At 57.4% G+C, this 26,064-nt stretch carries 23 protein-coding genes; 11 read left to right on the top strand and 12 right to left on the bottom strand.

The genetic code is table 11. The features are described from left to right. Positions 1 to 47: 47 nt before the first annotated feature. Positions 48 to 1,343, bottom strand: coding sequence for a serine hydroxymethyltransferase (gene glyA, locus ACR0D7_RS15715; protein WP_480679861.1), 1,296 nt, complete (start codon positions 1,341 to 1,343; stop codon positions 48 to 50). Between the two features lie 168 nt (positions 1,344 to 1,511). Between glyA and ACR0D7_RS15720 the strand changes: the two genes are divergently transcribed. Then, positions 1,512 to 2,273 carry an NAD kinase gene (locus ACR0D7_RS15720; protein ID WP_170387311.1) on the top strand — a complete coding sequence of 254 codons (762 nt, stop codon included), beginning with the start codon at positions 1,512 to 1,514 and terminating at the stop codon, positions 2,271 to 2,273. 238 nt (positions 2,274 to 2,511) lie between these two features. On the opposite strand, the gene ACR0D7_RS15725 is transcribed toward ACR0D7_RS15720, so the two are convergent. The 3 genes from ACR0D7_RS15725 to ACR0D7_RS15735 form a co-directional block, all read right to left on the bottom strand. Then, on the bottom strand, positions 2,512 to 3,969 hold the full coding sequence (locus ACR0D7_RS15725) for an amidase family protein (protein ID WP_480679862.1): 1,458 nt from the start codon (positions 3,967 to 3,969) through the stop codon (positions 2,512 to 2,514). Positions 3,970 to 4,066: 97 nt separating this feature from the next. Then, entirely contained in the window at positions 4,067 to 5,956 is a 1,890-nt protein-coding gene (prpE, locus tag ACR0D7_RS15730; protein WP_480679863.1) for a propionate-CoA ligase PrpE, read from the bottom strand. A 260-nt stretch (positions 5,957 to 6,216) separates the two neighbouring features. Next, positions 6,217 to 8,490 (bottom strand): NADP-dependent malic enzyme, encoded by a 2,274-nt coding sequence (locus tag ACR0D7_RS15735; protein ID WP_480679865.1) that lies wholly within the window; start codon positions 8,488 to 8,490, stop codon positions 6,217 to 6,219. A 165-nt stretch (positions 8,491 to 8,655) separates the two neighbouring features. Here ACR0D7_RS15735 and ACR0D7_RS15740 point away from each other — a divergent pair, with 165 nt between their 5' ends. From ACR0D7_RS15740 to upp, 7 genes are all read left to right on the top strand, one after another. Further along, on the top strand, positions 8,656 to 9,354 hold the full coding sequence (locus ACR0D7_RS15740) for a hypothetical protein (RefSeq protein ID WP_480679867.1): 699 nt from the start codon (positions 8,656 to 8,658) through the stop codon (positions 9,352 to 9,354). Beyond that, entirely contained in the window at positions 9,323 to 10,420 is a 1,098-nt protein-coding gene (locus ACR0D7_RS15745) for a cupin domain-containing protein (RefSeq protein ID WP_480679868.1), read from the top strand. The genes ACR0D7_RS15740 and ACR0D7_RS15745 overlap by 32 nt, the downstream gene beginning before the upstream one ends. 89 nt (positions 10,421 to 10,509) lie before the next feature. Next, positions 10,510 to 10,902, top strand: a complete 393-nt coding sequence (locus ACR0D7_RS15750) for a cytidine deaminase (protein ID WP_480679869.1) — start codon at positions 10,510 to 10,512, stop codon at positions 10,900 to 10,902. Positions 10,903 to 10,906: 4 nt separating this feature from the next. Further along, complete coding sequence (locus tag ACR0D7_RS15755; RefSeq protein ID WP_480679929.1) at positions 10,907 to 12,214, top strand: thymidine phosphorylase; 1,308 nt, start codon at positions 10,907 to 10,909, stop codon at positions 12,212 to 12,214. Next, positions 12,211 to 13,422, top strand: coding sequence for a phosphopentomutase (locus ACR0D7_RS15760; protein ID WP_480679870.1), 1,212 nt, complete (start codon positions 12,211 to 12,213; stop codon positions 13,420 to 13,422). Before ACR0D7_RS15755 ends, ACR0D7_RS15760 begins: the two co-directional genes overlap by 4 nt. After that, entirely contained in the window at positions 13,419 to 14,405 is a 987-nt protein-coding gene (locus tag ACR0D7_RS15765) for an adenosine deaminase (RefSeq protein ID WP_480679872.1), read from the top strand. The genes ACR0D7_RS15760 and ACR0D7_RS15765 overlap by 4 nt, the downstream gene beginning before the upstream one ends. Continuing rightward, positions 14,402 to 15,034, top strand: coding sequence for a uracil phosphoribosyltransferase (gene upp, locus ACR0D7_RS15770; RefSeq protein WP_480679873.1), 633 nt, complete (start codon positions 14,402 to 14,404; stop codon positions 15,032 to 15,034). Before ACR0D7_RS15765 ends, upp begins: the two co-directional genes overlap by 4 nt. A 1-nt stretch (position 15,035) precedes the next feature. Here the strand turns inward: upp and ACR0D7_RS15775 are convergent, their stop codons facing one another. Next, positions 15,036 to 16,052, bottom strand: a complete 1,017-nt coding sequence (locus ACR0D7_RS15775; RefSeq protein WP_480679874.1) for a hypothetical protein — start codon at positions 16,050 to 16,052, stop codon at positions 15,036 to 15,038. A 147-nt stretch (positions 16,053 to 16,199) separates the two neighbouring features. Here ACR0D7_RS15775 and ACR0D7_RS15780 point away from each other — a divergent pair, with 147 nt between their 5' ends. The 3 genes from ACR0D7_RS15780 (at position 16,200) to ACR0D7_RS15790 (ending at position 18,668) form a co-directional block, all read left to right on the top strand. Further along, positions 16,200 to 17,126 (top strand): DMT family transporter, encoded by a 927-nt coding sequence (locus ACR0D7_RS15780; RefSeq protein WP_480679875.1) that lies wholly within the window; start codon positions 16,200 to 16,202, stop codon positions 17,124 to 17,126. Continuing rightward, positions 17,123 to 17,779 (top strand): sulfotransferase family 2 domain-containing protein, encoded by a 657-nt coding sequence (locus ACR0D7_RS15785; RefSeq protein ID WP_480679876.1) that lies wholly within the window; start codon positions 17,123 to 17,125, stop codon positions 17,777 to 17,779. Before ACR0D7_RS15780 ends, ACR0D7_RS15785 begins: the two co-directional genes overlap by 4 nt. A gap of 256 nt (positions 17,780 to 18,035) precedes the next feature. Next, positions 18,036 to 18,668, top strand: coding sequence for a DUF3885 domain-containing protein (locus ACR0D7_RS15790; protein WP_480679877.1), 633 nt, complete (start codon positions 18,036 to 18,038; stop codon positions 18,666 to 18,668). A 393-nt stretch (positions 18,669 to 19,061) separates the two neighbouring features. Here ACR0D7_RS15790 and ACR0D7_RS15795 read toward each other — a convergent pair whose 3' ends face one another. The 7 genes from ACR0D7_RS15795 to ACR0D7_RS15825 all read right to left on the bottom strand — a co-directional run bounded on the left by ACR0D7_RS15795 (position 19,062) and on the right by ACR0D7_RS15825 (position 26,058). After that, complete coding sequence (locus tag ACR0D7_RS15795; RefSeq protein ID WP_480679878.1) at positions 19,062 to 21,263, bottom strand: 3-hydroxyacyl-CoA dehydrogenase NAD-binding domain-containing protein; 2,202 nt, start codon at positions 21,261 to 21,263, stop codon at positions 19,062 to 19,064. Beyond that, positions 21,260 to 21,517: a hypothetical protein gene (locus tag ACR0D7_RS15800; RefSeq protein ID WP_480679879.1), complete on the bottom strand. Its 258-nt coding sequence runs from the start codon at positions 21,515 to 21,517 to the stop codon at positions 21,260 to 21,262. The genes ACR0D7_RS15795 and ACR0D7_RS15800 overlap by 4 nt, the downstream gene beginning before the upstream one ends. After that, positions 21,517 to 22,728 carry an acetyl-CoA C-acetyltransferase gene (locus ACR0D7_RS15805; protein WP_480679880.1) on the bottom strand — a complete coding sequence of 404 codons (1,212 nt, stop codon included), beginning with the start codon at positions 22,726 to 22,728 and terminating at the stop codon, positions 21,517 to 21,519. The genes ACR0D7_RS15800 and ACR0D7_RS15805 overlap by 1 nt, the downstream gene beginning before the upstream one ends. Beyond that, positions 22,725 to 23,078 carry a hypothetical protein gene (locus ACR0D7_RS15810; RefSeq protein WP_480679881.1) on the bottom strand — a complete coding sequence of 118 codons (354 nt, stop codon included), beginning with the start codon at positions 23,076 to 23,078 and terminating at the stop codon, positions 22,725 to 22,727. The genes ACR0D7_RS15805 and ACR0D7_RS15810 overlap by 4 nt, the downstream gene beginning before the upstream one ends. 16 nt (positions 23,079 to 23,094) lie before the next feature. Further along, positions 23,095 to 23,733 (bottom strand): glutathione S-transferase family protein, encoded by a 639-nt coding sequence (locus ACR0D7_RS15815; protein WP_480679882.1) that lies wholly within the window; start codon positions 23,731 to 23,733, stop codon positions 23,095 to 23,097. A 276-nt stretch (positions 23,734 to 24,009) separates the two neighbouring features. After that, the gene (locus ACR0D7_RS15820; protein ID WP_480679883.1) at positions 24,010 to 24,222 is read right to left on the bottom strand and encodes a hypothetical protein; all 213 of its coding nucleotides are present in this window, start codon (positions 24,220 to 24,222) and stop codon (positions 24,010 to 24,012) included. 54 nt (positions 24,223 to 24,276) lie between these two features. Beyond that, a complete protein-coding gene (locus ACR0D7_RS15825; protein WP_480679884.1) occupies positions 24,277 to 26,058 on the bottom strand; it encodes an acyl-CoA dehydrogenase C-terminal domain-containing protein in 1,782 nt (593 codons plus the stop codon). Positions 26,059 to 26,064: the final 6 nt, after the last annotated feature.

A 26,064-nucleotide genomic window follows, 5' to 3' on the forward strand; every position in this document is an offset into this window, starting at 1 on the left:
AAACGGCGCCCAATGGACGCCGTTCCTATCATTTATGGGTTTCCCATTTACAGGTTCGGATAGATCGGGAATTTCGCGCAGAGGTCTGCGACCCCGGCTTTGACCTTGGCTTCGACTTCACCGTTACCGTCCTCGCCATTGGCGGCCAGACCGTCGACAACTTCGATGATCCAGTCGGCGATCTGACGGAACTCGGTCTCACCGAATCCGCGAGTGGTGCCAGCGGGTGAGCCCAGACGGATGCCGCTGGTGATGGTCGGTTTTTCCGGGTCAAACGGCACACCGTTCTTGTTGCAGGTGATATGTGCGCGGCCCAGAGCCTTTTCAGTCGCGTTGCCCTTTACGCCTTTGGGGCGTAGGTCGACCAGCACCACGTGGGTGTCGGTGCCGTGGGTCACGGTGTCCAAGCCGCCTTTGATCAACTGATCCGACAGCGCCTGTGCGTTGACCACGACCTGCTTGATATAGTCTTTGAATTCGGGGCGCAGCGCCTCACCAAAGGCCACGGCCTTGGCTGCGATCACATGCATTAGCGGGCCGCCCTGAATGCCGGGGAAGATCGCCGAATTCACTTTCTTGGCGATCGCCTCGTCATTGGTCAGGATCATGCCGCCGCGCGGGCCGCGCAGGGTCTTGTGGGTGGTGGTTGTTGCCACATGAGCATGCGGGAAGGGTGAGGGATGCTCACCCGCGGCAACCAGACCAGCGATATGAGCCATGTCCACGTGCAGGTATGCGCCAACCATGTCGGCGATCTCGCGCATGCGGGCAAAGTCGATGACGCGCGGGATGGCCGAACCGCCCGCGATGATCAGCTTGGGCTGGTGTTCCTTCGCCAGTGCTTCGATCTGGTCATAGTCGATCAGGTTGTCCTGCTGGCGCACGCCGTAATGTACGGCGTTGAACCATTTGCCCGACTGGTTCGGGGCAGCGCCGTGTGTCAGGTGGCCGCCGGCATCCAGGCTCATGCCCAAAATGGTGTCACCGGGCTTGATCAGCGCTTGGAACACACCTTGGTTCGCCTGCGAACCCGAGTTGGGCTGAACGTTGGCGAATTCACAGCCAAACAGTCGCTTGGCGCGATCGATGGCCAGATTCTCTGCGATATCAACGAACTGGCAGCCGCCATAGTAGCGACGACCGGGATAGCCTTCGGCGTATTTGTTCGTCATCACCGAGCCCTGTGCTTCCATAACGGCAGCGGAGACGATGTTCTCGGACGCGATCAGTTCGATCTCGTCGCGCTGGCGACCCAGCTCGGATGTGATCGAGCCAAACAGCTCAGCGTCACGCTCGGCGAGGGATTGGGTGAAAAAACCGGTATCACGAAGATTGGCGTTCATGGAGGCTCCACTGGGCTGGGTAAGAATCTTGCGGATTTCCTATCGGAAACGATTCATTTGCAAAAGGCGTAAAGCGACGATTTGGCCCGCTGTGGCGTCAAGACTGGCCTATTGCGGAAAGGTATGTTTGTTTCGGAACCAAATGTGCAGCACCGGAAACCGGAATAGATGAAAAAGAGAATCGCTTTTCTTGCCAGCGACGCCAAAGTGGCCCAAACCGCGCGAGACAGCCTTGTGAAACGCTATGGCAATGCGGCCCCACGGGATGCCGATGTGGTGGTCGCTTTGGGCGGTGACGGCTTCATGTTGCACACATTGCATAATATGCAGCATCTCGACACGCCGGTGTACGGAATGAACCGTGGCACAATCGGCTTTCTGATGAACGAGTTCCACGAAGACGACCTGATGGAGCGTCTGGCTGCAGCCGAAGAAGAGCTTATCAACCCATTGGCCATGCAGGCAATGGATCAATCCGGCAAGATGCATGAGGCACTAGCGATCAACGAGGTGTCTTTACTGCGGGCTGGCCCGCAGGCGGCACGGCTGAAGATCAGCGTTGATGGACGGGTGCGAATGGCTGAACTGGTCTGCGACGGGGCTCTGTTGTCCACGCCCGCCGGGTCGACCGCCTATAACTACTCGGCGCATGGGCCAATTCTACCGATCGGATCTGACGTTTTGGCACTGACGGCGATTGCCGCGTTCCGCCCGCGTCGGTGGCGCGGGGCGTTATTGCCCAAGATTGCCAAGGTTCGGTTTGATGTGTTGGACGCCGACAAACGCCCCGTTATGGCGGATGCGGATTCGGTTTCTTTTCCGGATATCGACTGGGTCGAAATCCGATCCGAGCCGTCCATTCAGCACCGTATTCTGTTTGACCCCGGACACGGGCTGGAAGAGCGCCTAATCTCGGAGCAGTTTACCTGAGGTTGTATGCGTTCAAACTTTTTTCGCCTTGTGTGAACCAGTTCACAGGAAAATTGTTTGTCGTTTGTTAATATGAACTTGCCCGGAGAACACGCCAAGGTGGGAGTGAGTGGCCACCAGACGGCGTATTCGAATGATTGCGCAGTTTTCGCGCTGGCGAGGGTAGGTGGTGCTACGCTCGTTGTCAGAATTCCGGGCTTATTTAAGTAAGCGGACCCCGGGCACAAAACCCCGGGGTCTATTTTTGCAAAGTGCTTAATTCGGCTGAGGCCATTTTGTCCCAAAGTGGCAGGCACATTTGACCTACGCGTGCCTCTATCGCCAAGGCGGCATCCACTGCCATATCCTCGCGCCAGCGTCGGGCTGCAATCTGGACATTGATCGGTTGCGGGCCTTGGGGCAAGTCGGCCAGATGCGCCGGAACGCAGGCGGCAGGTAACCCCAAAAAGTTCATTGCATAGGAATAAACGGCGCAGCCAAGAACCTCATGCACGCCTTCGGCCCCTTCGGTATCCCGATCAGGTTTGAAGAAAGGTTGCGGCAGGAAAGGGGACAGAATGAGCGGGTAATCCTCCAGAAATAGCGACCAATCACGTGCATAGGTACTGCGTTTGGCCAGCATCTGGACCAATTCGGCGCCGGTGACGGGCGGAAACTCTTGAAAGTAGACGTCGAAAATGTCACGTATCGTTTGCGAACCTGCGGCTTCTATATCGCCCTTCATCAGGGTCAGAACTTCCCCCATCAGTGTACGGTAGCCAATCCGCCCACAGTCGAACACGTCGGGCGGGCTGACCTCTTCCACCTGATAGCCAGCGTCGGCCAAAGCATCGCGTGCCATGTCCAATGCCTTGTCAACCTCAGGGTGAAGATCGTAGCCGAAGGTTTCTTTGGTGAAGGCGACCTTGATCGGACCGTCTGCCTGTTCGCCCCGCCACGGCATCGGGACGTGGAAGGGATCACGAGGATCAGCGGCAATCAGGCTAGGCATCGACAGGTGAAGGTCGGCGGCGGTGCGAGTGATCAACCCCTGCACTGACATGGATTGCGCCAACAGTCCGCGTTCGGCTTGTTGACTGGGGTTCCACGCGGGTACGCGACCAAGGCCAGGCTTAACCGTGACCGCTCCGTTGGCAGCGGCCGGAAACCGCAGGCTGCCGCCAATATCATTGCCATGCGCCAGCGCCCCGATCCCGGCCATTACTGCGGCTCCGGCGCCTCCTGAGGACCCGCCGGGAGAGACGTGACGCCCCCAAGGGTTATGTGTGCGACCGTGCAAAGGGTTGTCGGTATCAGCGCGAAAAGAGAACTCGGGCGTGTTGGTGCGCCCGATGACGATGGCTCCGGCGTTTTGCAGATTGCGGACAACCGGCGCGTCATCGGGGGCGATTACGTCTTTCAGGGCGACGACACCGTTCGAAGTGGCATGGCCCTTTTGATCGACGTTGATCTTGATCGTCACCGGCACCCCGTGCAGGGGGCCAGTCGGTACTCCCTGTGCCCGCGCCTGATCGAGAGCGTGCGCTCGGTCAAGCGCTTCGGCGCTCAGATCTTCGACCACGGCATTCAGTTCTGGGTTGACCTCGTGCATCCGGTCAATTGCGCTTTGAACCGCGTCCTCGGCGCTGAGGTCTCCGCTGCGGGTTCGGGCGGTCAGATCGGTGGCGCTTAGGCGCCATATGTCGGTTTGTGTCATGCGGCCTCACTGTCTTGATCAGACAGTAGGGGCGTTGGGCCCGGTTGCAAGCGAAAGCCAGTGAGGGTGGGGCGACCGACGGCCGCCCAGATCCCATTTACTGCGCAAATCCGATGGATTTCAGGGCAACCTTGATTTCGTCCAAAATTGCCGGATCGTCGATGGTTGCAGGCATCTTGTACTCTTTGCTGTCCGCGATCGAAACCATCGTTCCACGCAAGATTTTACCCGAGCGTGTTTTGGGTAAGCGATCCACGACAACGGCCTGTTTGAAGGCAGCAACCGGTCCGATCTTTTCGCGCACCAGTTTGACAACGTCCTGTACAACATCGGCGTGGTTGCGATCACAGCCCGCGTTCAGGCAGAGGAAACCCACCGGCATTTGACCTTTGAGCTGATCCGACACGCCGATTACTGCGCATTCGGCGACATCTGGATGTGCGGCTAGCACCTCCTCCATTCCGCCGGTAGACAGGCGGTGACCCGCGACGTTGATTACGTCATCGGTGCGCGCCATGATATACAGATAACCGTCCTCATCAATCATGCCAGCGTCGCCGGTTTCGTAGTACCCAGGGAACTGATTCAAGTACGAGCTTTTGAACCGCTCTTCTGCATTCCACAGCGTCGGCAGTGTGCCGGGGGGGAGGGGTAATTTGACTGCGATAGCACCCAGTTCGCCGGGTTTCACCGCGTGGCCGCCTTCGTCCAAAATCTGTACGTCATAGCCTGGCATCGCCTTGGCCGGAGAGCCCAGCTTGACCGGAAGCTCCTCGATCCCCAGCGGGTTGCCCGCGATGGCCCAGCCTGTTTCCGTCTGCCACCAATGGTCGATCACCGGAACCTTCAGTGCATCTTGCGCCCATTCGATGGTATCCGGGTCTGCGCGTTCGCCTGCCAGAAACAGCGCGCGCAGGCCAGACAGGTCGTATTTCGCCAGCATCTCGCCTTTGGGGTCTTCCCGTTTCACGGCGCGAATGGCGGTAGGAGCAGTGAAGAAGCTTTTGACCTTATGTTCGGAAATTACCCGCCAGAAGGTACCCGCGTCAGGTGTGCCGACAGGTTTGCCCTCGAACACAATGGTTGTATTGCCGTGGATCAGCGGGGCGTAGCAGATGTAAGAGTGCCCCACCACCCAGCCCACGTCAGACGCGGCCCAGAACACATCGCCGGGGTCGACGTCGTAAATGTTCTTCATTGTCCAGTTCAGAGCCACCAGGTGACCCGCGGTAGGGCGCACAACGCCCTTGGGGGCTCCGGTCGTACCCGAGGTGTAAAGGATATAGGCCGGATCATTGCCATCTACCGGCACACATTCTGCCGGTTCAACGCCGTACTGGAACCCGTGCCAGTTAAAATCGCGCCCCTCGACCAATTGCGCCACTTCCTGCTCGCGCTGGAAGATCACGCAGAAATCGGGTTTGTGGCTGGCCATCTCTATGGCGCCGTCTAGCAGAGGTTTGTAGTGAACCACGCGGCCCGGTTCCATTCCGCATGAGGCGGCGATGATCGCCTTTGGCTTGGCATCATCGATCCGAACGGCCAGTTCGTTGCTTGCAAAACCACCGAACACAACCGAATGAACCGCACCGAGGCGCGCGCAGGCCAACATGGCCTCCAGGGCTTCGGGGATCATCGGCATATAGATTATGACCCGATCACCCTTTTCGACACCCTTAGCCCGCAACGCCCCGGCCAAAGTGGCGACACGGTTGCGCAGCTCGACATAGGAAATTTCGCGTTTGGTGTGTGTGATCGGGCTGTCGTAGATGATAGCCGTCTGCTCGCCGCGGCCGTTTTCGACGTGGCGGTCTACCGCGTTCCAGCAGGTGTTGACCTTGGCGTCGCAGAACCATTCATAGAGCGGAGCGTTGTCGTCAAAAAGCGCCTTGGTCGGCGGTTTTATCCAGTCTATCCCTTTGGCGGCTTCCATCCAGAATGCCTCGGGGTCTGACTTCCAACTCTGGTATACGTCCTGATATGCCACAATGGCCTCCTCCTTCAACTCCGCGATTTGTGTAAGGCCGTGAGGGGGCGGCACACAAGCAAAGGGAATGACGGAGCGTCACTTTATCGCAAAATCTTTGCAGGATTTGCCAAAGTGGGCTGCAAATTTTTGCAAACCTCCTACCAGGGGCAAATTTGTGTGTGTCAGAGGGCCAGTTTTGCAAATCTGCAAACAATCGAATGCAAAGAATCACTGGTGCCCAGGTGCCTCTGAGGGCACCTGAGATTTAGTGTCGTGGACTAGCTGTATTGCGTGACTGGCGTGCCTGCAATTGCGGCCATGTTCAGCAATCCACGCGCCGTTATAGACGGGGTCACGATATGGGCCTTGTTGCCCATGCCCATCAGGATCGGCCCAACCTCAAGCCCATCAGCTTTCATCTTCAGGATGTTGCGCACACCGCTGGCCGCATCCGCATGGGCAAAGATCAGCACGTTGGCCGTGCCTTCCAGACGCGAGTTCGGAAAAATGCGCGACCGTAGTTCCGGGTCCAGCGCCAGATCAAGGTTCATCTCACCTTCATAGGTAAAGTCTCGCGGTTCGGAATCGAGGATTTCCAGCGCGGCCCTCAGACGTTTTCCTGACCCTTCGGCCTGGTTGCCGAATTGCGATTGTGAACAGAAGGCGATATTGGGTTCGATCCCAAATCGCCGCACGTGACGGGCTGCCCCAATCGTGATTTCAGCCAGTTCCTCGGGTGTTGGCAATAGTCTCACATGCGTATCGGCGATGAACAGGGGGCCATCTTCAAGGATCATCAGTGACAACGCACCATGCGGATGTTGTTCACCATTGGCCAGAACCTGTTCGACATAGTTCAGGTGCCAGCGATACTCGCCAAAAGTGCCGCAGATCATGCTGTCTGCATCACCGCGATGAACCATGATGGCGGCAATTGCGGTGTTGTTTGTGCGCATGATTGCCTTGGCAAGATCAGGGGTGACGCCACGGCGCTGCATGATTTCGTGATAGGAATTCCAGTATTCGTAATACCGTGGGTCGTCTTCCGGGTTCACGATCGGGAAGTCATGGCCGGGGCGAACAGTAAGGCCCAACCGTTCACATCGCGCTTCGATTACGTCCGGGCGGCCGATCAGAATAGGTGTCTCGGTGGTTTCTTCCAAAATGGCCTGAGCTGCACGGAGAACACGTTCGTCCTCGCCCTCGGAAAACACGATCCGTCGCGAGGCGGCAGTTGCAGCCTCGAAAACGGGGCGCATGAGAAGGGCGGATTTGAACACGGTCTCATTCAGGCGCTCTTTATAGGCCTCGATATCGTCGATCGGGCGCTTGGCCACACCGCTTTTCATAGCCGCCTTGGCAACAGCCGAGGACACAACGCCCACCAGACGTGGATCAAATGGTTTCGGGATCAGGTAATCCGGGCCGAAAGTCAGTTGCTCACCTTTATAGGCTGCGGCGGCTTCGGCGCTGGTGGTGGCACGGGCCATTTCGGCGATACCATCGACGCATGCGATCTGCATTTCATCATTGATCTCGGTTGCGCCTACATCCAAAGCGCCCCGGAAAATGAAAGGGAAGCACAGGACGTTGTTCACCTGATTGGGGAAATCGCTGCGGCCTGTTGCGATGATCGCGTCAGGGGCAACCTCGCGCGCGGCTTGTGGCAGAATCTCCGGTGACGGGTTGGCCAGCGCAAAGATGATCGGGCGCTTGGCCATTTTCTTGACCATCTCGGGCTTTAGTACGTTGGGCCCGCTCAGACCCAGAAACAAGTCAGCGTCCCCAATCACATCGTCCAGTGTGCGCAGGTCGGATTTCTGCGCGAACTGGTCCTTGTGCGGGTTCATATCCTTGGCGCGACCTTCATAGACCAGCCCATGAATGTCACACAGCCAGATATTCTCGCGCTTGACGCCAAGTTTGACCAGCATGCTCAGACAGGCAATCCCCGCCGCGCCGCCTCCGGTCGAGACGACCTTGATCTCTTCGAACTTCTTTCTGGCCACGTGCAGTGCGTTTTTTGCGGCCGCGCCGACAACAATGGCGGTGCCGTGTTGGTCGTCGTGGAAAACCGGAATGTTCATCCGCTCGCGACAGATTTTCTCGACGATAAAACAGTCGGGGGCTTTGATGTCTTCCAGATTGATGGCGCCGAAGGTTGGCTCCAGTGCGCACACGATGTCGGCCAGCTTTTCCGGGTCGGGCTGATCAACTTCGATGTCAAAACAGTCAATGCCCGCAAACTTTTTGAAAAGAACCGCCTTGCCTTCCATCACCGGCTTTGAAGCCAGCGCGCCGATATTCCCAAGCCCCAGAACTGCCGTTCCGTTCGAGACAACTGCCACAAGATTGCCCCGCGCAGTATATAGGGCAGCGTTGTGTGGGTCGGCCTTGATCTCAAGGCTTGCTTCAGCAACTCCGGGGGAATAAGCGCGGGCAAGATCACGACCGTTTGCCATCGGTTTTGTCGCCTTGATCTCCAGCTTGCCGGGCTTTGGATGGGCGTGATAATCAAGCGCGGCCTGCCGCAGGCTGGGTGTATCGGACATTGGCGTTTTGGCTCCGTTCTGAAATTTGATTTAGCCTTAAACTATTTTTTCCGGCTTGGCTACGTCGCGTCAGTTGATAGGTTAAATATGGCCGTTTTGCCGCTGTGGTTGATTTCTATCGCAAAACATTTACTGTCGGTCGACCTTGAAGCCGGGGTCAGCCGTATGAGCACAAAGCAGAACTTGGGGTCAGACTCTGGCCTTTTAATCACAAGCAACAGTTTTGGAACCGACCGTTTTGCATTTCGCGCTGCCATCGCATTGGCAGTGGTCATACTGTGCGGCATTTCGATTTGGCCAGTTCAGGCAGCCGCATTCAATCAAGAGGGCGGTCTGATCGAAACTGGCTCGGCAGCGGCTTTGCTCATTGCGGCACTGGTGGCGCTGTACCGGTATCGCGGGATAAGCCGATTATATATCGGCGTGGTCCTTCTGTTGCTGGCAGAGCGAGAGCTTGAGGCCGACATTTATGCAATTGACAGTGTACCTTACTTTATTCTGCACGGGCTGGATGTCCTATTGGACATGACGATTGTGCGTGTGGTGTTGGCGGTGATCGTTTTGGGCGGTCTGATCTGGCACGGGGGGCCGACCGGGTGGCGCGTACTCAAGACCCGGGCTCCGTTTCTTATGGTGTTCTTTCTAGCAGGCATGTGCGCTGTTGTGGCTCAGGGGTTGGAAGAAATCAGTAGTGCCATCGGGGCCGAGATGACCGAAGTCATGGCGACCCGTCTGTTCGTGCTGGAAGAAACGCTCGAGATGTTCTTTTCGATTGGCATTTTGGCCGCCGTTCTGATCGGATGGCCGAAAACCAAGGCCGAAGAGACAGTCAATGAGCAAACCTCAAATCCAAATATGCGCTGAAATACGCCTGCCGACCCAGGAACTGCGCAACGACATACCGTTTTACACCAAGGTTCTGGGTATGCGGATGGACATGATTTACCCCGCCGATGATCCTCGTGTCGCTGTATTCTCGGGCCACGGCTTGCGTCTGCGGATCGAAAAGGATGCGCCAGAAACGCCGGGTACCGTGAGAATCCTGACGGACAAACCGGACGAATTTGCCAACGGTCAACGTGATCTGGTGGCGCCCAATGGAACACGGGTCGAGATTGATGAACTGAACCCACCGATGGTCATGCCGGAAACGGTGCACTCCTTCGTTGTGCGTCGTCTTAAGGATCAGGCGCCGTGGATTATTGGTCGGGCTGGTATGCACTATCGCGATCTGGTGCCGGACCGGTTGGGTGGGTCGATCATCGCCAGCCATATCCGCATTCCTGATGGTGGGCCGGTGCCGGATATGGTGCATTTCCACAAGGTCGGATTTCAATTGATCTTCTGTATCCATGGCTGGGTAGACGTGGTCTATGAAGATCAGGGTGAAAAGATGCGCCTGACCGCAGGCGATTGCTTTGTCCAGCCACCGGAAATCCGTCACCGGGTGCTTGAGGCTTCAGACAACGTTCAGGTGATCGAGATTGGCGTTCCGGCGGAACATGTCACCGAAATTGATCACGATATGGACCTACCGACTCCACATTACCGCCCCGACCGGGAATGGCAGGGCCAGCGGTTCGTATTCAATCAGGCCGAAGGCGCCGAATGGGGGGCGTTCCGACTGCCGGGTTACATCTGCCGCGATACAACCATTTCTGAAAACACCAAGGGTGTTGCCGGGGTGCAGGTTGTACGCAAAGGGCATGGCGATCCGGTTTGGGCTACCCATGATACCGATATCCACTTTACCTTCGTCATGAGTGGCGAGGTCACACTTGAGGGCGAAGGCCGGGAACCCTATCGGTTGGAGCAAGGCGATGCCTTCGTGATCCCGCCCGGTATGCGCACCCGGTTGGCTGATCCGTCCGAAGATGTGGAATTGCTGGAGGTTACGCTACCCGGCACGTTCAATACGGTTCTGGGGTAAGGAATCTTCCGCTTGGGGGTTCAACTTCCCGGGCAGTTTCATTTAGGGTACGACTTTCTGACCAAGTGATCAAAAATTGGGGAATCGCCATGACTTTGAAAGACGCGGCACTGTCAGTCCGGGAAAAAGCCTATGCTCCCTATTCAAACTTTAAGGTTGGTGCGGCAATCCGGGCGGCGTCTGGTCAGGTTTTTTCGGGTTGCAACGTAGAAAACGTCGCCTATCCCGAAGGCACCTGTGCCGAGGCCGGTGCCATCGCCGCCATGGTCGCGGCGGGCGAGCAAGCCCTGACCGAAGTTTACGTGGTTGCGTCTTCTCCGCAACCTGTGCCACCGTGTGGCGGGTGCCGCCAAAAGCTGGCCGAGTTCGGAAAGCGTGACGTCAAAGTGACCTTGGCCACTGTGGGCGGTGCTGAGTTCGAAACCACGATTGGGGATCTTCTGCCGGGTGCCTTCGACGCCTCGCATATGGAGGATGTCTGAGCCGATGGACGCCCGCTCGATTATTGCCAAACTGCGCCGCGAACAGGTGCCGACGAGTGAAGAGCTGACATGGTTCGCGCAAGGGCTTGCTGATGGCGGCGTCAGCGATGCGCAGGCCGGAGCTTTTGCAATGGCCGTCTGCATGGGCGGGCTGGGTGCGCAGGGGCGGGCCGATCTGACCGTGGCGATGCGCGACAGCGGTGATGTGCTTAGCTGGGATCTTGACGGCCCGGTAATCGACAAACATTCGACCGGAGGGGTGGGCGACTGCGTTTCGCTGGTGCTGGCACCAGTGTTGGCCGAACTCGGCGCGTATGTTCCCATGATCTCAGGTCGCGGGTTGGGCCATACCGGTGGCACGCTGGACAAACTGGAATCGATACCGGGCGTCAGCACGCAGATCGGGCAGGAACGCCTGACCCAGATCCTGCACGAAACCGGCGCAGCCATTGTCGGCGCAACGGGCCAGATTGCGCCTGCGGACAAGCGGCTTTATGCGATCCGGGATGTGACGGCGACCGTTGAAAGCCTGGATCTTATCACTGCGTCGATCCTGTCCAAGAAGCTGGCCGCCAGCCCCGAGGCATTGGTGCTGGACGTCAAGGTAGGCAGCGGTGCCTTTATGAAAACGCTCGAGGATGCGGGCAGTTTGGCGCGCGCTTTGACAGAGACTGCAAACGCCGCTGGTTGCCGAACATCTGCGGTGATCACGGATATGAACCAACCACTGGCCCCTGCGCTGGGCAACGCGCTAGAAGTGGCCGAGGTGATGAAGGTTCTGACCGACACGCATTACACGCCACTCGCTGAAATCACGGCGGAACTGGGTGGGGTTCTGCTGGCTGATGCGGGGATGTACGCAACGGCAGACGAGGGGCGCGACAAGATCACAGATGTCATCCGTGATGGCCGCGCTGCGGAACGTTTCGGTCGCATGATGGCTGCTGTCGGCGGGCCGTTGCAGTTCGTCGAGAACTGGTCGCGCTACTTACCCGAAGCCAGCGTGATCCTTGAGGTCTCAGCCGAAACCGACGGCTATATCACGGCGATAGATGGTGAGGCTCTAGGCCTTGCCGTGGTTGCGCTGGGCGGTGGACGGCAGGTTGAAGATGACGTGATTGACCCGGCCGTTGGTCTGTCGGGCATTGTCCGGCTTGGTGATAAGGTCAACAAGGGTGCGCCGGTGGCGGTTGTTCACGCGGCGCGCGAAGATGCCGCGCAGCATGCTGCCGAAACGATTCTGCGGGCAATCACGATCAGACCTGACGCAGTCATGGCACCTGTACTTGTGCACGAAAGGATTTCTTCGTGACCCGCGCGTTTCTGGTTGTGATGGACTCGGTTGGAATCGGTGGGGCACCGGATGCGGATCGTTTCTTTAATGGCGGGACACCTGATACCGGGGCCAACACGCTGGCCCACATTGCGCAGGCCTGCGCCGAGGGTCAAGCCGAGGGCGGGCGTTCGGGGCCGTTGCACCTGCCCAATCTGGATGCGCTGGGGCTAGGGGCGGCGACACGCTTGGCCTCGGGTACGGCCACACCGGAGTTGCAGGCCGAACCGGTGGGCACTTGGGGCTGCGCGCGCGAGCATTCGCTGGGCAAGGATACGCCTTCGGGCCATTGGGAGTTGGCTGGACTGCCGGTGCCCTGGGATTGGCATTACTTCCCGGACACCTCACCATCTTTTCCACCTGAACTGAGCCGAGCCGCTGCCGAGGTTGCTGGAACCGAAGGCATTCTTGGTGATTGTCACGCCTCGGGCACCGCCATTATTGCCGAGCTTGGGCCCGAGCATATGCGAACAGGTTGGCCGATCTGCTACACCTCTGCCGACAGCGTCTTCCAGATCGCCGCTCATGAGGAAAGCTTTGGTCTCGACCGCCTGCTGGAGATGTGCAAATCATTAGCCCCGCGTCTGCATGAGATGAAAGTTGGGCGCGTTATCGCGCGGCCCTTCGTCGGCTCGCCTGAAACGGGCTTCACTCGTACCACCAATCGCAAGGACTACGCTATTCTGCCACCCGCTTCGGTGCTGACCAACTGGGCGCAAGATGCAGGGCGGCGTGTGCATGCGGTGGGCAAGATCGGCGATATTTTCTCGATGCAGGGGATCGACACGCTGCGCAAAGGATCGGACGCCGAACTGATGGGACACCTATCTGATCTGGTCGATGAGGCCGAAGAGGGCAGCCTGACTTTCGCCAATTTTGTCGAATTTGACAGCCTGTATGGCCATCGCCGTGACATCAGCGGATATGCCCGCGCGCTGGAATGGTTCGACCGAGAGATTGGCGTGATCCTTCAGAAACTGCGCCCCGGAGACCTGATGCTGCTGACCGCTGATCACGGCAATGATCCCAGCTGGATCGGCACCGATCACACGCGCGAACAAGTGCCAGTTTTGATAGCCGGGCAAGGAACAGGCCAGATCGGCGCGGTGAATTTCGCCGACGTCGCCGCCAGTATCGCACATCACCTGAACATTCCGGCGCAAGGGCCGGGAAAGAGTTTCCTATGACTGTCGCTGACCTGCCTAAAGTCGAATTACACCTGCACCACGAGGGCGCGGCACCGCCCGCATTCATTCGCCAGCTGGCTCATGAAAAGCGCACGGACCTAAGTGGTATCTTCAAGCCCGACGGCAGCTACGACTTTCGCGATTTCGCGCATTTCCTCAGTGTCTATGAAGCCGCTTGCGAAGTATTGAAAACACCCGAAGATTTTCGCCGATTGACCTTGGCGATCCTCGAAGAAAGTGCTGAGAACGGGGTAGTTTACTCGGAATCCTTCCTTAGCCCTGATTTTTGCGGTGGTGGTGATTTGCATGCTTGGCGTGACTACCTGAACGCCATTCAGGACGCTGCTGATGAGGCCGAGCGCAAATTCGACATCACCCTGCGCGGTGTCGTGACCTGTGTCCGCCATTTTGGACCAGATCAGGCCAAGCGAAGCGCATATTGTGCCGCTGAGACAGCGGGCGATTGGATCACAGGCTTTGGTATGGGCGGCAACGAATCCGTTGGTAAACAGGGCGACTACGAGTGGGCCTTCGACTGCGCGCGTGAGGCCGGTTTGCGCCTAACCACACACGCAGGTGAGTTCGGCGGCCCTGAAAGCGTGCGTGATGCGATCCGTAGCCTGGGTGTTGAACGGATCGGTCATGGTGTACGGGCCATCGAAGACCCGGACCTGATACACGAACTGGTCGACCGTGAGGTCACGCTAGAGGTCTGCCCCGGATCGAATGTGGTTCTGGGCCTGTACCCTGGTTTCGACACCCACCCGATCGCGAAACTCCGCGATGCGGGCGTCAAAGTCACCGTTTCTACGGATGACCCGCCGTTTTTTCATACCACCATGCGGCGCGAATATGAGATGCTGAGCAAAGCCTTCGGCTGGAAAGCTGAAGATTTTGCCGCCCTGAACGATACGGCCCTTGCCGCCGCCTTTTGCGATGAAGACACCCGTGCGCGGGTCAAGAAAAGACTGGAGAGAACATGAGCGAACACCTTACCGTCGTTGACCACCCGCTGGTGCAGCACAAACTGACGCTCATGCGGGACAAGGGCAACTCGACCGCTGAATTCCGGCAATTGTTGCGCGAGATCACATTGCTGCTGGCCTATGAGGTCACACGGGAGTTGAAACTGACAACCCGCCATATCGAAACTCCGATGGAAGAGATGGACGCCCCCATTCTGGCCGGTAAGAAACTGGCGCTGGTCTCGATCCTGCGAGCCGGGAATGGAATGTTGGATGGGGTGCTGGAGTTGATCCCCTCGGCCCGCGTCGGGTTTGTGGGGCTCTACCGCGATGAAGAGACCCTGAAGCCTGTGCAGTATTACTTTAAGGCACCAGAGGGGCTAAAAGATCGTTTGGTCATTGCTGTCGACCCAATGCTTGCCACCGGCAACAGTTCTGCCGCGGCGATTGATTTGCTGAAAGAGGCAGGGGCGACCGATATTCGCTTCCTCTGCCTGCTGGCAGCACCCGAAGGGGTAGAGCGCATGAAAGAAGCGCATCCGGATGTCAAAATCGTCACAGCGGCGCTGGATCGAGAGCTAAACTCCAAAGGCTACATCATGCCCGGCCTTGGCGATGCGGGTGACCGGATGTTCGGCACCAAGTAAGCTATTCACTGCAGATATTTTGCAGCCGAACCCAATCGCGATCCGAAAGAACCTGCTGAAGGGGGCGGCCCGCCATTGGGTCGGCCTCGATCAAGCCCAGCACTGTTTCGCCGGTTGCATCCATCGCATAGGCATAAGGCGTCGATGGCAAGGCAGCCTGCGCGAACACTTCCAGCAATTCATCCTCGGGCAAGGATGCGCGCGGTTCGGACAGAACCTGCTCGGTGTAGGTATCTATATTCTCGGATGTCAGTTCTCCGGTTGTCAGCAGCCGGAATGCGGTGGTGACGCCGGTGCGGTCCAGCAGATCGTTCAGCGGATCCTGCGCCTCGGCCCGCGCGCGTTCGGCAATTATGTAGCCAGCGGCAACCGAGGGGTCCTCGTGATCCTCGACCAATGCGCGATTCAGCAAAACGATCCCACCTGGAAGACTCAGACTGGTTTGGACGCCTGCGGGCAGAATGACAACCTTCTGGACTCCGGTGCGTGCGGCCAGCTGATCCAGCGCGGCTTGTGCGCCCTCGGCTGCGCAGGCTCGGCCCGAGACCCGCTCGATTCTTTGCAAAATCGTGTTTCCGATATCCTTGCGTTTGATATCGGGGACGACGGACACAACATGGCTTTGCAGGGCGAGGGGCAGCCACAGAAATAGTATCGCGGCCACAGCAACCACAACGCCCGCAACACTGAACCAGCGCAATCGACCGGGGTGGGGGCGCGCCCTGTCAATGGCGCGCTGCAGGCGGTCGATGGCCTCGATCATGGTGGTTTCGGATTCTTCCAGTTCCAGCGTCTCATCCGGATCGCCGTCCGGGTTGAAAATAGCCGGAAAGCTGCCCGGATTCTGGCGCTCTAAGGCCGCCAGAGACCAATGGGTAAGCGCCTGTTCGTTGAAATCCGTAATTGTCAGCGTGGCTTCGCCGATCGATACCACGACCTCGCGACGTTGCACATCGGGCGAGGGGCGCCACAGACCGGTGGCTTCGATCCGTTGGTACTGTTTAAATGCCGTCTTCAAGATGAGAAATGCTCGTTATTATTTTGCTTCAGTTTAGCATGGTAAATTCCAATGGCGCAAACCTGTTGCGCGGAGTTTGAAAAATGTGCTGGATATCACGATGCGTAGGAAATAGGTCCGGCGCACCTTTTAGGATCAAGGCACAGAATGCAGGCAGATACTCAGACCTCACCGATTTTGGCCGCGGTCCTGATGGTCAGTGCAATGGCGATCATCGGGGTAATCGACAACGTGGTGATCCTATTGTCGGAAACGATCGGCCTGTGGCAGTTCCATCTGAGCCGCGCCCTGCTGATGCTGCCGCTGATCGCTGGCCTGTCTCTTTTAGGTATGGGTGGTTTGCGCCCACAACGGTTGGGGCCGGTTATCTTGCGCAGCGTGTTGATCACGCTGGCGATGTTGTTCTATTTTGCCTCATTGGCGTTGATGCCGATTGCACAGGCGCTGGCGGGCCTGTTCACGTCGCCAATCTTTGTGCTGTTGATATCGGCGCTGGCGATGGGGCAAAGGATCGGTCCGTGGCGGATTCTGGCGGTTGTGATCGGGTTTTCAGGTACCTTGTGTGTGCTGCAGCTTAACCCGTATGAGTTCGACGCAAAGACGCTTTTGCCCGTGGCTGGCGGGTTTTTCTATGCCCTCAGCGCCATCATCACACGCAGCCATTGCGCGCAGGAAAGCACAGTGGCTTTGTTGGCGGCCATGATAGCTACGCTTGGCTTGGCAGGGGCCATCGGGCTGGCCGTGTTTTCATTCGTGCCGCATTCCTTTCCTGACGGCTTCGTCACACGGGGTATGGTCTGGCAAATGCAACCTGCGCTGCTCTGGATCGTCATACAGGCGGTTGGCTCAACGATAGCGGTCTTTATGTTGATCAAATCCTATCAGATTGGTGAACCTTCTTATGTGGCGGTGTTCGAATACTCGGTGATGATCTTCGGCCCGCTGTTTGCGTGGGGCGCGCTGGGCCAGACGATCGGTGTCATGCAGATCGCCGGGATCGGGCTAATCGCGGCGGCAGGGGCATTGTTGGGCTGGCGGTCAAAACGCGCTGCAGCAGTCGGAGAGGCAGCTTGATCATCTCGCGCGGGCGAGGCTATGTCTTTGTCCATATTCCCAAAACGGGCGGCACGTCGTTGGCGCATGCCCTCGAAGAGCGCGCGATGAAGGATGACATCCTATTTGGAGACACACCCAAGGCCTTGAAACGCCGCAAACGGGCCAAAGCTCTGACCGGCAGGGGGCGGTTGTGGAAACATTCAACGCTGGCGGACATCGATGGCGTTCTTTCGATTGAGGAATTGCAGTCTCTGACCACTTTCACTCTGGTGCGTAATCCTTGGGACCGGATTGTCAGCTATTATCACTGGCTGCGGGTGCAGGGATTTGATCATCCGGCAGTTTCATTAGCCAAATCCCTGACCTTCGAAGATTTTGTTCTGCACCCGCACACATCGCGGTCCTTCCGGAAAAGCCCTGCGCGCCGCTATATGACCCGCGCGGATGGGGTGGAACAATGCCAAATCTATATTCGTTTAGAGCATTTCGATCAGGACGCAGCGCCCTTGTTCGATCACCTCGGGTTCCGCGTGGCATTGCCGGTTGTCAACAGATCTGATCGGCTTGGTGATTTCCGCGGCTACTACTCTGATCAGGCGACCCAAATGGTCGGGGGTGTTTGCGCAGAGGACATCCATAGATTCGGCTACACCTTTGACTTTTATAATTAAAAGCAGTTCACCAATTGGGTACAATTTTGTGCCCCAAGATTTTGCCAAGGTACATCTGGTTTTGAACGTAAATTTGTCCTCAATATGTAAAACGCCTGTTTCAACCATGTGGAAAGCCACGCTCTGCGTAAGGCAAAAGTATCACCTAAAGCGCTGATGGGAGTAAAACCTGGCAGGGCGAAAACCTCACAAATCGAAATCCTGGCGGGCTTTGAGGGTCTGGCGTTTCACCTTTTCTGACTGCTATCAGTATCCTATGATTGACCCCCTTAAAGAGATTGAGGCCGTGTTTGGTTATTCCGAACTGCCCCATGGATTGTTCTATGAATTTGATACCGCTCTTAGATTTGAGCTCGGTGGAGAAACCGTTGGTGCTGGCCGCCCCATTAAGCGATTTATTCAAGCATTCGAAAGAGCTGACGCTGTGGCGGCGGACCTCTTTGCCCAATCATCGGTTTGGCTGCTGAGTTCTGCCCATAGTGACGTCATATCATCAAAGGAACACTTAGAACCCTATAGGACCATTGGACTCTCTCAGAGTGACTTTATTGAACTCGGACCAGTTGCCCAGAACGACCTTGATCATATCGAAGAGTTCGGTGGCGATCTGTATAGGCATTGGGCTGCCGTATTGTTAGAGGACCCTGAGTTGATCAGGGAAGCGCTCTGGCTAGCGCTTGGTTCCGAGCTGGCCATTCGGCCCGCGATCAACGGCAGCCTTTACCTCGTTGACTTCGAAAAACAGATTGTCCTGCACCCATTCGATGATTGCGGAATGGATGTAATCGCCACACGAAAAGAGGTTCTCGCGGATTTATACCAGTCACGACACTCTTGGCTTTTGGACTATGATATGGCGCGGATGAAGATGACATTTGAGGAGAAGTAGTTGCTGCGTTCGCTAGCCCTAGCGGTCCACCCAACTCGCGGAGGCTCGTAGTAAGTATTCAATCTTTGGGAGCCGAATTCCGAACCTTTTGTCCATTAGGCCGTTTTGGATCAGGCGTCACTGCACATACACATCTTTTGAGGTCGTAGAGGCCGAAGCGGCTGCGGAATTGGTAAATCTGACAGCAAGACGTGGTGATGTTTCATCTTGGCTATCTCTTTGGGGGTGCTTCCGGTGCCGGTTTTTGATCACCCGATCATTCCGATGAGGCCAGTTAAAGAAAAGTGCGGTCCCGGTTGATCGAGATGCTCTGTCAAAATGATCAGGCAGGCAGATCAAATCGGAACCAGCAAAGAACGCTGGCGCATGCTTTCACGCGCCAGCGCTGCATTCTTAGGCCGCTTTGGCTGCGGGGTTGAAACGGCCATAAAAGCTCTGACCTTTTTCGGCCACCTCACGCAGCAGTGGCGGACAGGCAAAGCGTTCGCCATAGGCTTCGGTCAGTTGATCGCAACGCTCGGTCGCGTAAGGCGTGCCGATGATGTCCAGCCAGCTGAGCGGGCCGCCTGACCATGGTGCAAAGCCCCAGCCAAGGATTGCGCCCACGTCGCCTTCACGGATGTCTTCCAGAACACCTTCTTCCAGCGCGCGGACGGCTTCCAGAACCTGTGCGAACATCAGACGTTCCTGAACTTCGATCAGGTCTGGCTGGTCTTCGGCGTGCGGGTATTTCTCCTGCAGACCTTTCCAGTATTCGACGCGCTTGCCCTTCTCGTCATAGTCGAAAAAGCCCGCGTTGGATTTACGACCCAGACGGCCCTGTTCTTCCATCCAGAAGATCAGATCGTCCGAGGGGCTTTCCGGGTAGGCATCGCCCATCGCCGCCTTGGTCGCACGGGCAATTTTGGCGCCCAGATCAATTGAGGTTTCATCGGTCAACTGGATCGGGCCCACCGGGAAGCCCAGTTGCCGCGCGGCATTGTCGATCAGCACCGGATTCACGCCCTCGGCGATCATCCGGACACCTTCGTTGATGTACGGGATGATGCAGCGGTTGGCGTAGAAGAAGCGCGCATCGTTAACCACGATCGGCGTTTTCTTGATCTGACGCACATAATCCAGCGCCTTGGCAACCGCACGGTCGCCGGTTTCCTTGCCCTTGATGATCTCGACCAGGAACATCTTTTCAACCGGCGAGAAGAAGTGAATACCGATGAACTGCTCGGGTCGAACCGAAGCTTTCGCCAGATCGGTGATCGGCAGGGTCGAGGTGTTCGAGGCAAAGATACAATCCTCGGGGATGATTGCCTCGACCTTTTTGGTCATCTCGGCCTTGACGCCCGGGTCTTCGAACACAGCCTCGATGATCAGGTCACAGCCTTTCAGATGGTCCAGATCCGGGGTCGCTGTGATGCGGGCCAGCAGGGCCTCTTTCTTCTCAGCCGTGGCTTTGCCGCGCTTGATGCCCTTGTCCATGTAGCTTTCGCTATAGGCCTTGCCCTTGTCCGCAGCTTCCTGATCACGGTCAATCAGAACTACTTCCATCCCGGCCTGCGCAGAAACCAGCGCGATACCGGCGCCCATCATGCCAGCGCCCAGAACGCCAACCTTCTTGACGCGCTGATCGGGCACATCCTTGGGACGCACCGCGCCTTTTTCCAGCGCTTCCTTGTTCAGGAATAGTGACCGGATCATCGCCGACGAGGACGGGTTCATTAGGACATTGGTGAACCAACGCGCCTCGATCTTCAGGGCGGTGTCGAAGTCAACCAACGCGCCTTCGTAGACCGAGCTCAGCAGCGCCTTGGCCGCCGGGAAGGCGCCTTGGGTCTTGCCGTTCACCATCGCGTTGGCGCCGACGAAGGTCATGAAGCCAGCAGGGTGATAGGGCGCGCCTCCGGGCATCTTATAGCCTTTGGCGTCCCAGGGTTTAATCAGATCGGCATCTTTGGCGTTCAGAACCCACTCTTTTGCCGCAGCCACTGGGTCGTCTGCCACGGCGTCAATCAGCTGCGCGCCCTTGGCTTTCTTCGGGTCCATCATCTTGCCTTCTAGCAAGACAGGGGCTGCCGCCATTGTGCCCACCATACGGCTGAAACGCATGGTGCCGCCGCCACCGGGGAAGATACCCAGCAGGATTTCCGGCAGGCCGATCTTGGCCTTGGCGTTCGAGGTCATGACGCGGTGATGACAAGCCAGCGCGATCTCGGTCCCGATCCCGGCGCATGTGCCGTTGATGGCGCAGGCAATCGGCTTGCCGCCTTTCTTGGTCTTGGGATCCATGCCCGCCAATTCCATCTTACGCAGGATGTGGTGGCCACCCATGACAAAGTCGAACAGGGCCTGCGCCGGTTCGTCACCCGCCTCCTGACGGATGGTGGCCAGCGTGTTCAGGTCCATGCCGCCGGCGAATGAACCTTCTTTGCCCGAGGTGATGACGATACCTTTGATTTCGTCATCATTCAGGGCCTGATCGATCAGTTGGCTGACCTCCTGAAACGCCTCGCGGGTCAGAACGTTCATGGATTTGCCCTGGGCATCCCAGGTCACAAAGGCGACGCCGTCCGCGTCTTTGCTCAGAGTGAAATCAGTCATTTTGGAACCTCAAAGATTTGGACATTTGCAGGGGCGATCATGTTCCATTGCCCACTGATCTGCCCCTTCATTCTAGGGTGATAGCCATCACGAATAGCAGCAATGGCTTCCTCAACCGTCATTTTGATCACCACGTTGTCAGAGTGGTGTTTTGCTTTTCCGAGTGCGGGGTTTCCAAATTCGAAACCGTCGGATTGCCCGCGTTCAAGCAAATAGACTTCTCCGTTTTCTCGGATACGAATGGCGATCATCATCAGACTCGCTCGATAATGGTTGCTGCCCCCATGCCGGACGCGATGCAGAGCGTGGCCAAACCGGTTTCCTTGTCCTGACGCTCCAACTCATCCAGCAGCGTGCCGATGATCATCGCACCGGTTGCACCCAGCGGGTGACCCATTGCGATCGAACCGCCGTTCACGTTTACCAGCGCCGGGTCCACATCGAACGCCTGCTGGAACCGCAGCACGACCGAGGCGAAGGCTTCGTTCACCTCAAACAGGTCCAGATCACTGATCTTCATGCCGTTGTCGGCCAGGATCTTCTCGGTCACCGGAACCGGGCCAGTCAGCATGATGGTCGGGTCGGTGCCGATCTTGGCGGTCGCCTTGATGCGCGCGCGGGGTTTCAGGCCATATTTCTCGCCGAATTCCTTGTTCCCGATCAGCACAGCCGCAGCGCCGTCCACGATGCCTGAGCTGTTGCCCGCGTGGTGGATGTGGTTGATCCGCTCAAGATGCGGGTATTTCAGCATCGCCACCTTGTCGAAGCCGGGCATCTGCTCACCCATCATCGCGAACGAGGGATTCAGCGCGCCAAGGCTCTGCATGTCGGTGCCAGGGCGCATGTACTCGTCGCGGTCCAGAATGGTAAGGCCGTTCTGATCCTTGATGGTGATGACCGATTTCTCGAATCGATTGTCTTCCCAAGCGGTTGCTGCACGTTTCTGCGATTCCACCGCCAGAGCATCCGCATCGTCACGGCTGAAGCCATACTCGGTGGCGATGATATCGGCCGAGATACCCTGCGGGACGAAATAGGTATCCATCGCCAGCGTTGGATCTACGGCAATCGCGGCACCGTCGCTGCCCATGGCCACGCGGCCCATCATCTCGACGCCGCCCGCGATGTAAGCGTCGCCCGCGCCGCCTTTGACCTGGTTCGCCGCCAGGTTCACGGCTTCCATGCCCGAGGCGCAGAAGCGGTTAATCGCCAGACCGGGGATCGATTCATCCAGGTCGGATGCAAGAACCGCCGAGCGCGCCAGACAGCCGCCTTGCTCCATCACCTGCGTGACGTTGCCCCAGATCACGTCCTCAACGGCGTGGCCTTCCAGGTTGTTGCGCTCTTTTATCGCGTTCAGGGTCAGGGCCGACAGGCGCACCGAGGTCACCTCGTGCAGGCTGCCATCCTTGCGGCCCTTGCCTCGCGGGGTGCGCAGGGCGTCATAAATATAAGCTTCGGTCATGTTAGTTTCCCTTGGTTCTCAAGTTCGAATTGGCGATCCAAATCGGCCTGCACGTCGAGCATCAGCTCTGCAAATTGGGCCAAAGTAGGGTGGTTGTGGCGACGGCGTACACTCGCGTATGCTGCGCCGAAGTTTTTCGCAAAATACGAGTCACTGTCTCTTGTGAGTTCAAGTCTCAGAGTGCTCAGGGCGTTTCGTGCAACCATGCAGCTTTCAGGTAAATTATAGGCGTTAATCAACCTCATACCTTCGTCCCAAGCAACGGGTAAACGTCCTCTCAAACCCATTGGGAGAATCGCCAGTAGTCGAATTGTTCGCAAAGCTAGTTCACAGTTGTACGCACTGCTCATCCTAGTTCTCCGCTAGTTAAGCTCGATCCGACGGTTTGCCGGGCATCAGGTCATAGGGGTGTTTCCAGCCGGGCTGTTCGCTAAGGCGCGTAAGCCAGGCGTCGATATTGGGCCAATCGGTGCGCTCAAAGCCGAATGGTTCGGGGTAGTAGAGGTAGCCGCAACAGCTGATATCGGCGTTGGTCATGTCGTCCCCAACAATCCAGTCGCGACCATTCATATGGTCGTTCAAAATTTGATAGGCTGCCTTCAGTCGCCCTTGGTTAAAGGCGATGACGTCCAGGTTGCGGTGCTGTTCGGGCAGGAAATTTATCAGGAACCGGGTCAGTCCAGCCATCGAGCTGAGCTTGTGATTGTCCCAAAGAACCCACCGCAATATCTCGTAATTCTCGTTGCGATCCTTGCCACCAAACTTACCGGATTTCTCGGTCACATAGGCTTGAATCGCGCCGGATTGTGTAATGCGGAAATCTCCGTCGATCATGACTGGCGCTTCACTCATTTCGTTGACCTCGGCCCGGTATTCTGGGGTGCGGGTTTCACCGTTGAAGAAATCGACAAAGACCGGCTCCCAGTTCAGACCAGACATCTCCAGCGCCAGTGCAGCTTTGTAGGAATTCCCGCTTTCCCCGAAACAGTGCAGTTTAATGGTCATGCATTCGCCCCTCCCGTGGCGCACGTGGTTAGGATGGAATTGAGTATTTTTGAAAAGATGAAGAGGTGACGTTTACCTTTGATCAACCTTGTTTTGTTTAGTTTGTTCTGCGGTACAGGCTGGAGAGCCGATGACCGCAAAAGGTGAAGTCGTCCCTGTCCTGATGGCGAGTGCGCCCGGTGGCAGGGGCGCATCACGTCTTCATCTTTTCAAAAATACTCCCGCCGGAGGCATCTGGCCTCGAGGCTTTAGGCAACGGCGGATTGCAATACCGGTTCATCTCTTGCGCGTCTCCAACTCGGAATTAAAGGTGCGTAACCGGCGGGCCAGTTTCTCCTTATCTGTGACGTTGTTGAAATTTTCGAACAGGAAGGACAGCGCCTCACCTTCGTCCAGTCCGGCATCATGCGCAAAGCTACGGAGCTTGCGATAGCCTTCCTCTGTCATGGCAACTGGAAAGCGGCGGGTCAGGCGAAATCGTTTGGGCATTGTCTCTCCCTTGAATGTCCGGCTCCGCGGCAGTGCCCCGGAACCGGTTTGAGATCAGAAATTGGCGGCCTCCAGCGCCATGACCGTTTCCGCACCTGACTGGATACGCGCCAGATGCATGCTCGTCGCGGGTAGGCGGCGGGCCATGTAGAAGCGGCCCGTGTTGATCTTGGTCTCGTAGAACTCTTTGTCCGAGGCACCACCGTCCAGCGCGTCTTGCGCGGCCTTGGCCATCTGCGCCCACATCAGGCCCAGGCAAACATGGCCGAACATGTGCATGAAGTCATAGGAACCGGACAGGGCGTTGTTCGGGTTCTTCATGCCTTCTTGCATGAAGTACATGCCAGCAGCCTGCAGATCCTTGGACGCGGCTTTCAGCGGTTCGATGAAGGCCTTGTCATAGGCTTCGTCCTTGCCGCTGTTTTCCTTGCAGAAAGTTTTGACCATGTCGAAGAAGGCCATGACGTGCTTGCCGCCATCCTGCGCCAGCTTGCGACCGACAAGGTCCAACGCCTGCACGCCGTTCGCACCTTCGTAGATCATCGCGATGCGGGCGTCGCGGGTGTATTGCGACATGCCCCATTCTTCGATGTATCCGTGGCCGCCATAGACCTGCTGCGCCTGAACGGTCATGTCGTAACCCTGATCGGTCAAGAAGCCCTTGATGACCGGTGTCAGCAGCGAGATCAGCCCGTCCGCGTCCTTGTCGCCCGAGCGATGCGCTTTGTCGATCATGGTTGCGCCCCACAGGATGAACGCGCGTGCGCCTTCGGTGAAGCTTTTCTGATCCATCAGGTTGCGGCGGATGTCCGGGTGAACGATCAGCGGATCGGCGGGGCCGTCGGGATTCTTCACGCCGGTCACGTCACGCCCTTGCAGGCGGTCTTTGGCATATTCCAGAGCGTTCTGGTACGCCGCCTCGGCCTGAGACAGCCCCTGCATGCCCACACCTAGACGCGCTTCGTTCATCATGGTGAACATGGCGCGCATGCCTTTGTGCTCTTCTCCCAGCAGCCAGCCGGTCGCCTCGTCATAGTTCATGACGCAGGTCGAGTTGCCGTGAATGCCCATTTTCTCTTCGATCTTACCGACTGAGACACCGTTGCGCTCGCCCGGGGTGCCGTCTTCGTTCACAATGAACTTAGGCACGATGAACAGCGACACGCCCTTGATGCCTTCGGGGCCGCCGGGGATTTTAGCCAACACCAGATGAATGATGTTGTCGGCCATATCGTGATCACCGGCCGAGATGAAAATCTTTTGACCCGAAATCTTATAGCTGCCGTCGCCCTGCGGTTCTGCCTTGGTGCGCATCAGGCCCAGATCGGTGCCGCAATGCGGTTCGGTCAGGTTCATGGTGCCGGTCCATTCACAGCTGACCATGTTCGGCAGGTACTTGTTCTTTTGCTCGTCCGACCCATGCGCCAGAATTGCCGAGGCCGCACCATGTGTCAGGCCCTGATACATGGTGAAGGCCTGGTTTGCGCCCGAGAACATCTCGCCTACAGCCGTGCCGATGACGTAGGGCATGTTCTGGCCGCCATACTCTTCTGGCATGTCGAGGCCGGTCCAGCCCCCTTCTTTCATCTGCTCGAAAGCGTCTTTGAATCCTGTGGGGGTGTAAACAATACCGTTTTCCAGACGGCACCCTTCGGTGTCTCCGACCACGTTCAGCGGATGCAGAAGGTTGGTGGCAACCTTGCCAGCTTCTTCCAGAACGGCGCCGGTAAACTCGGCCTCCAGTTCGCTGTACCCCGGAATATCGGATTCCGAAACTTTCAGTACATCATGCAGAATGAACTGAGTGTCTTTGGTAGGCGCGTTGTAAACGGGCATTTGAAG

The organism is Ruegeria sp. BB7, from assembly GCF_056539365.1.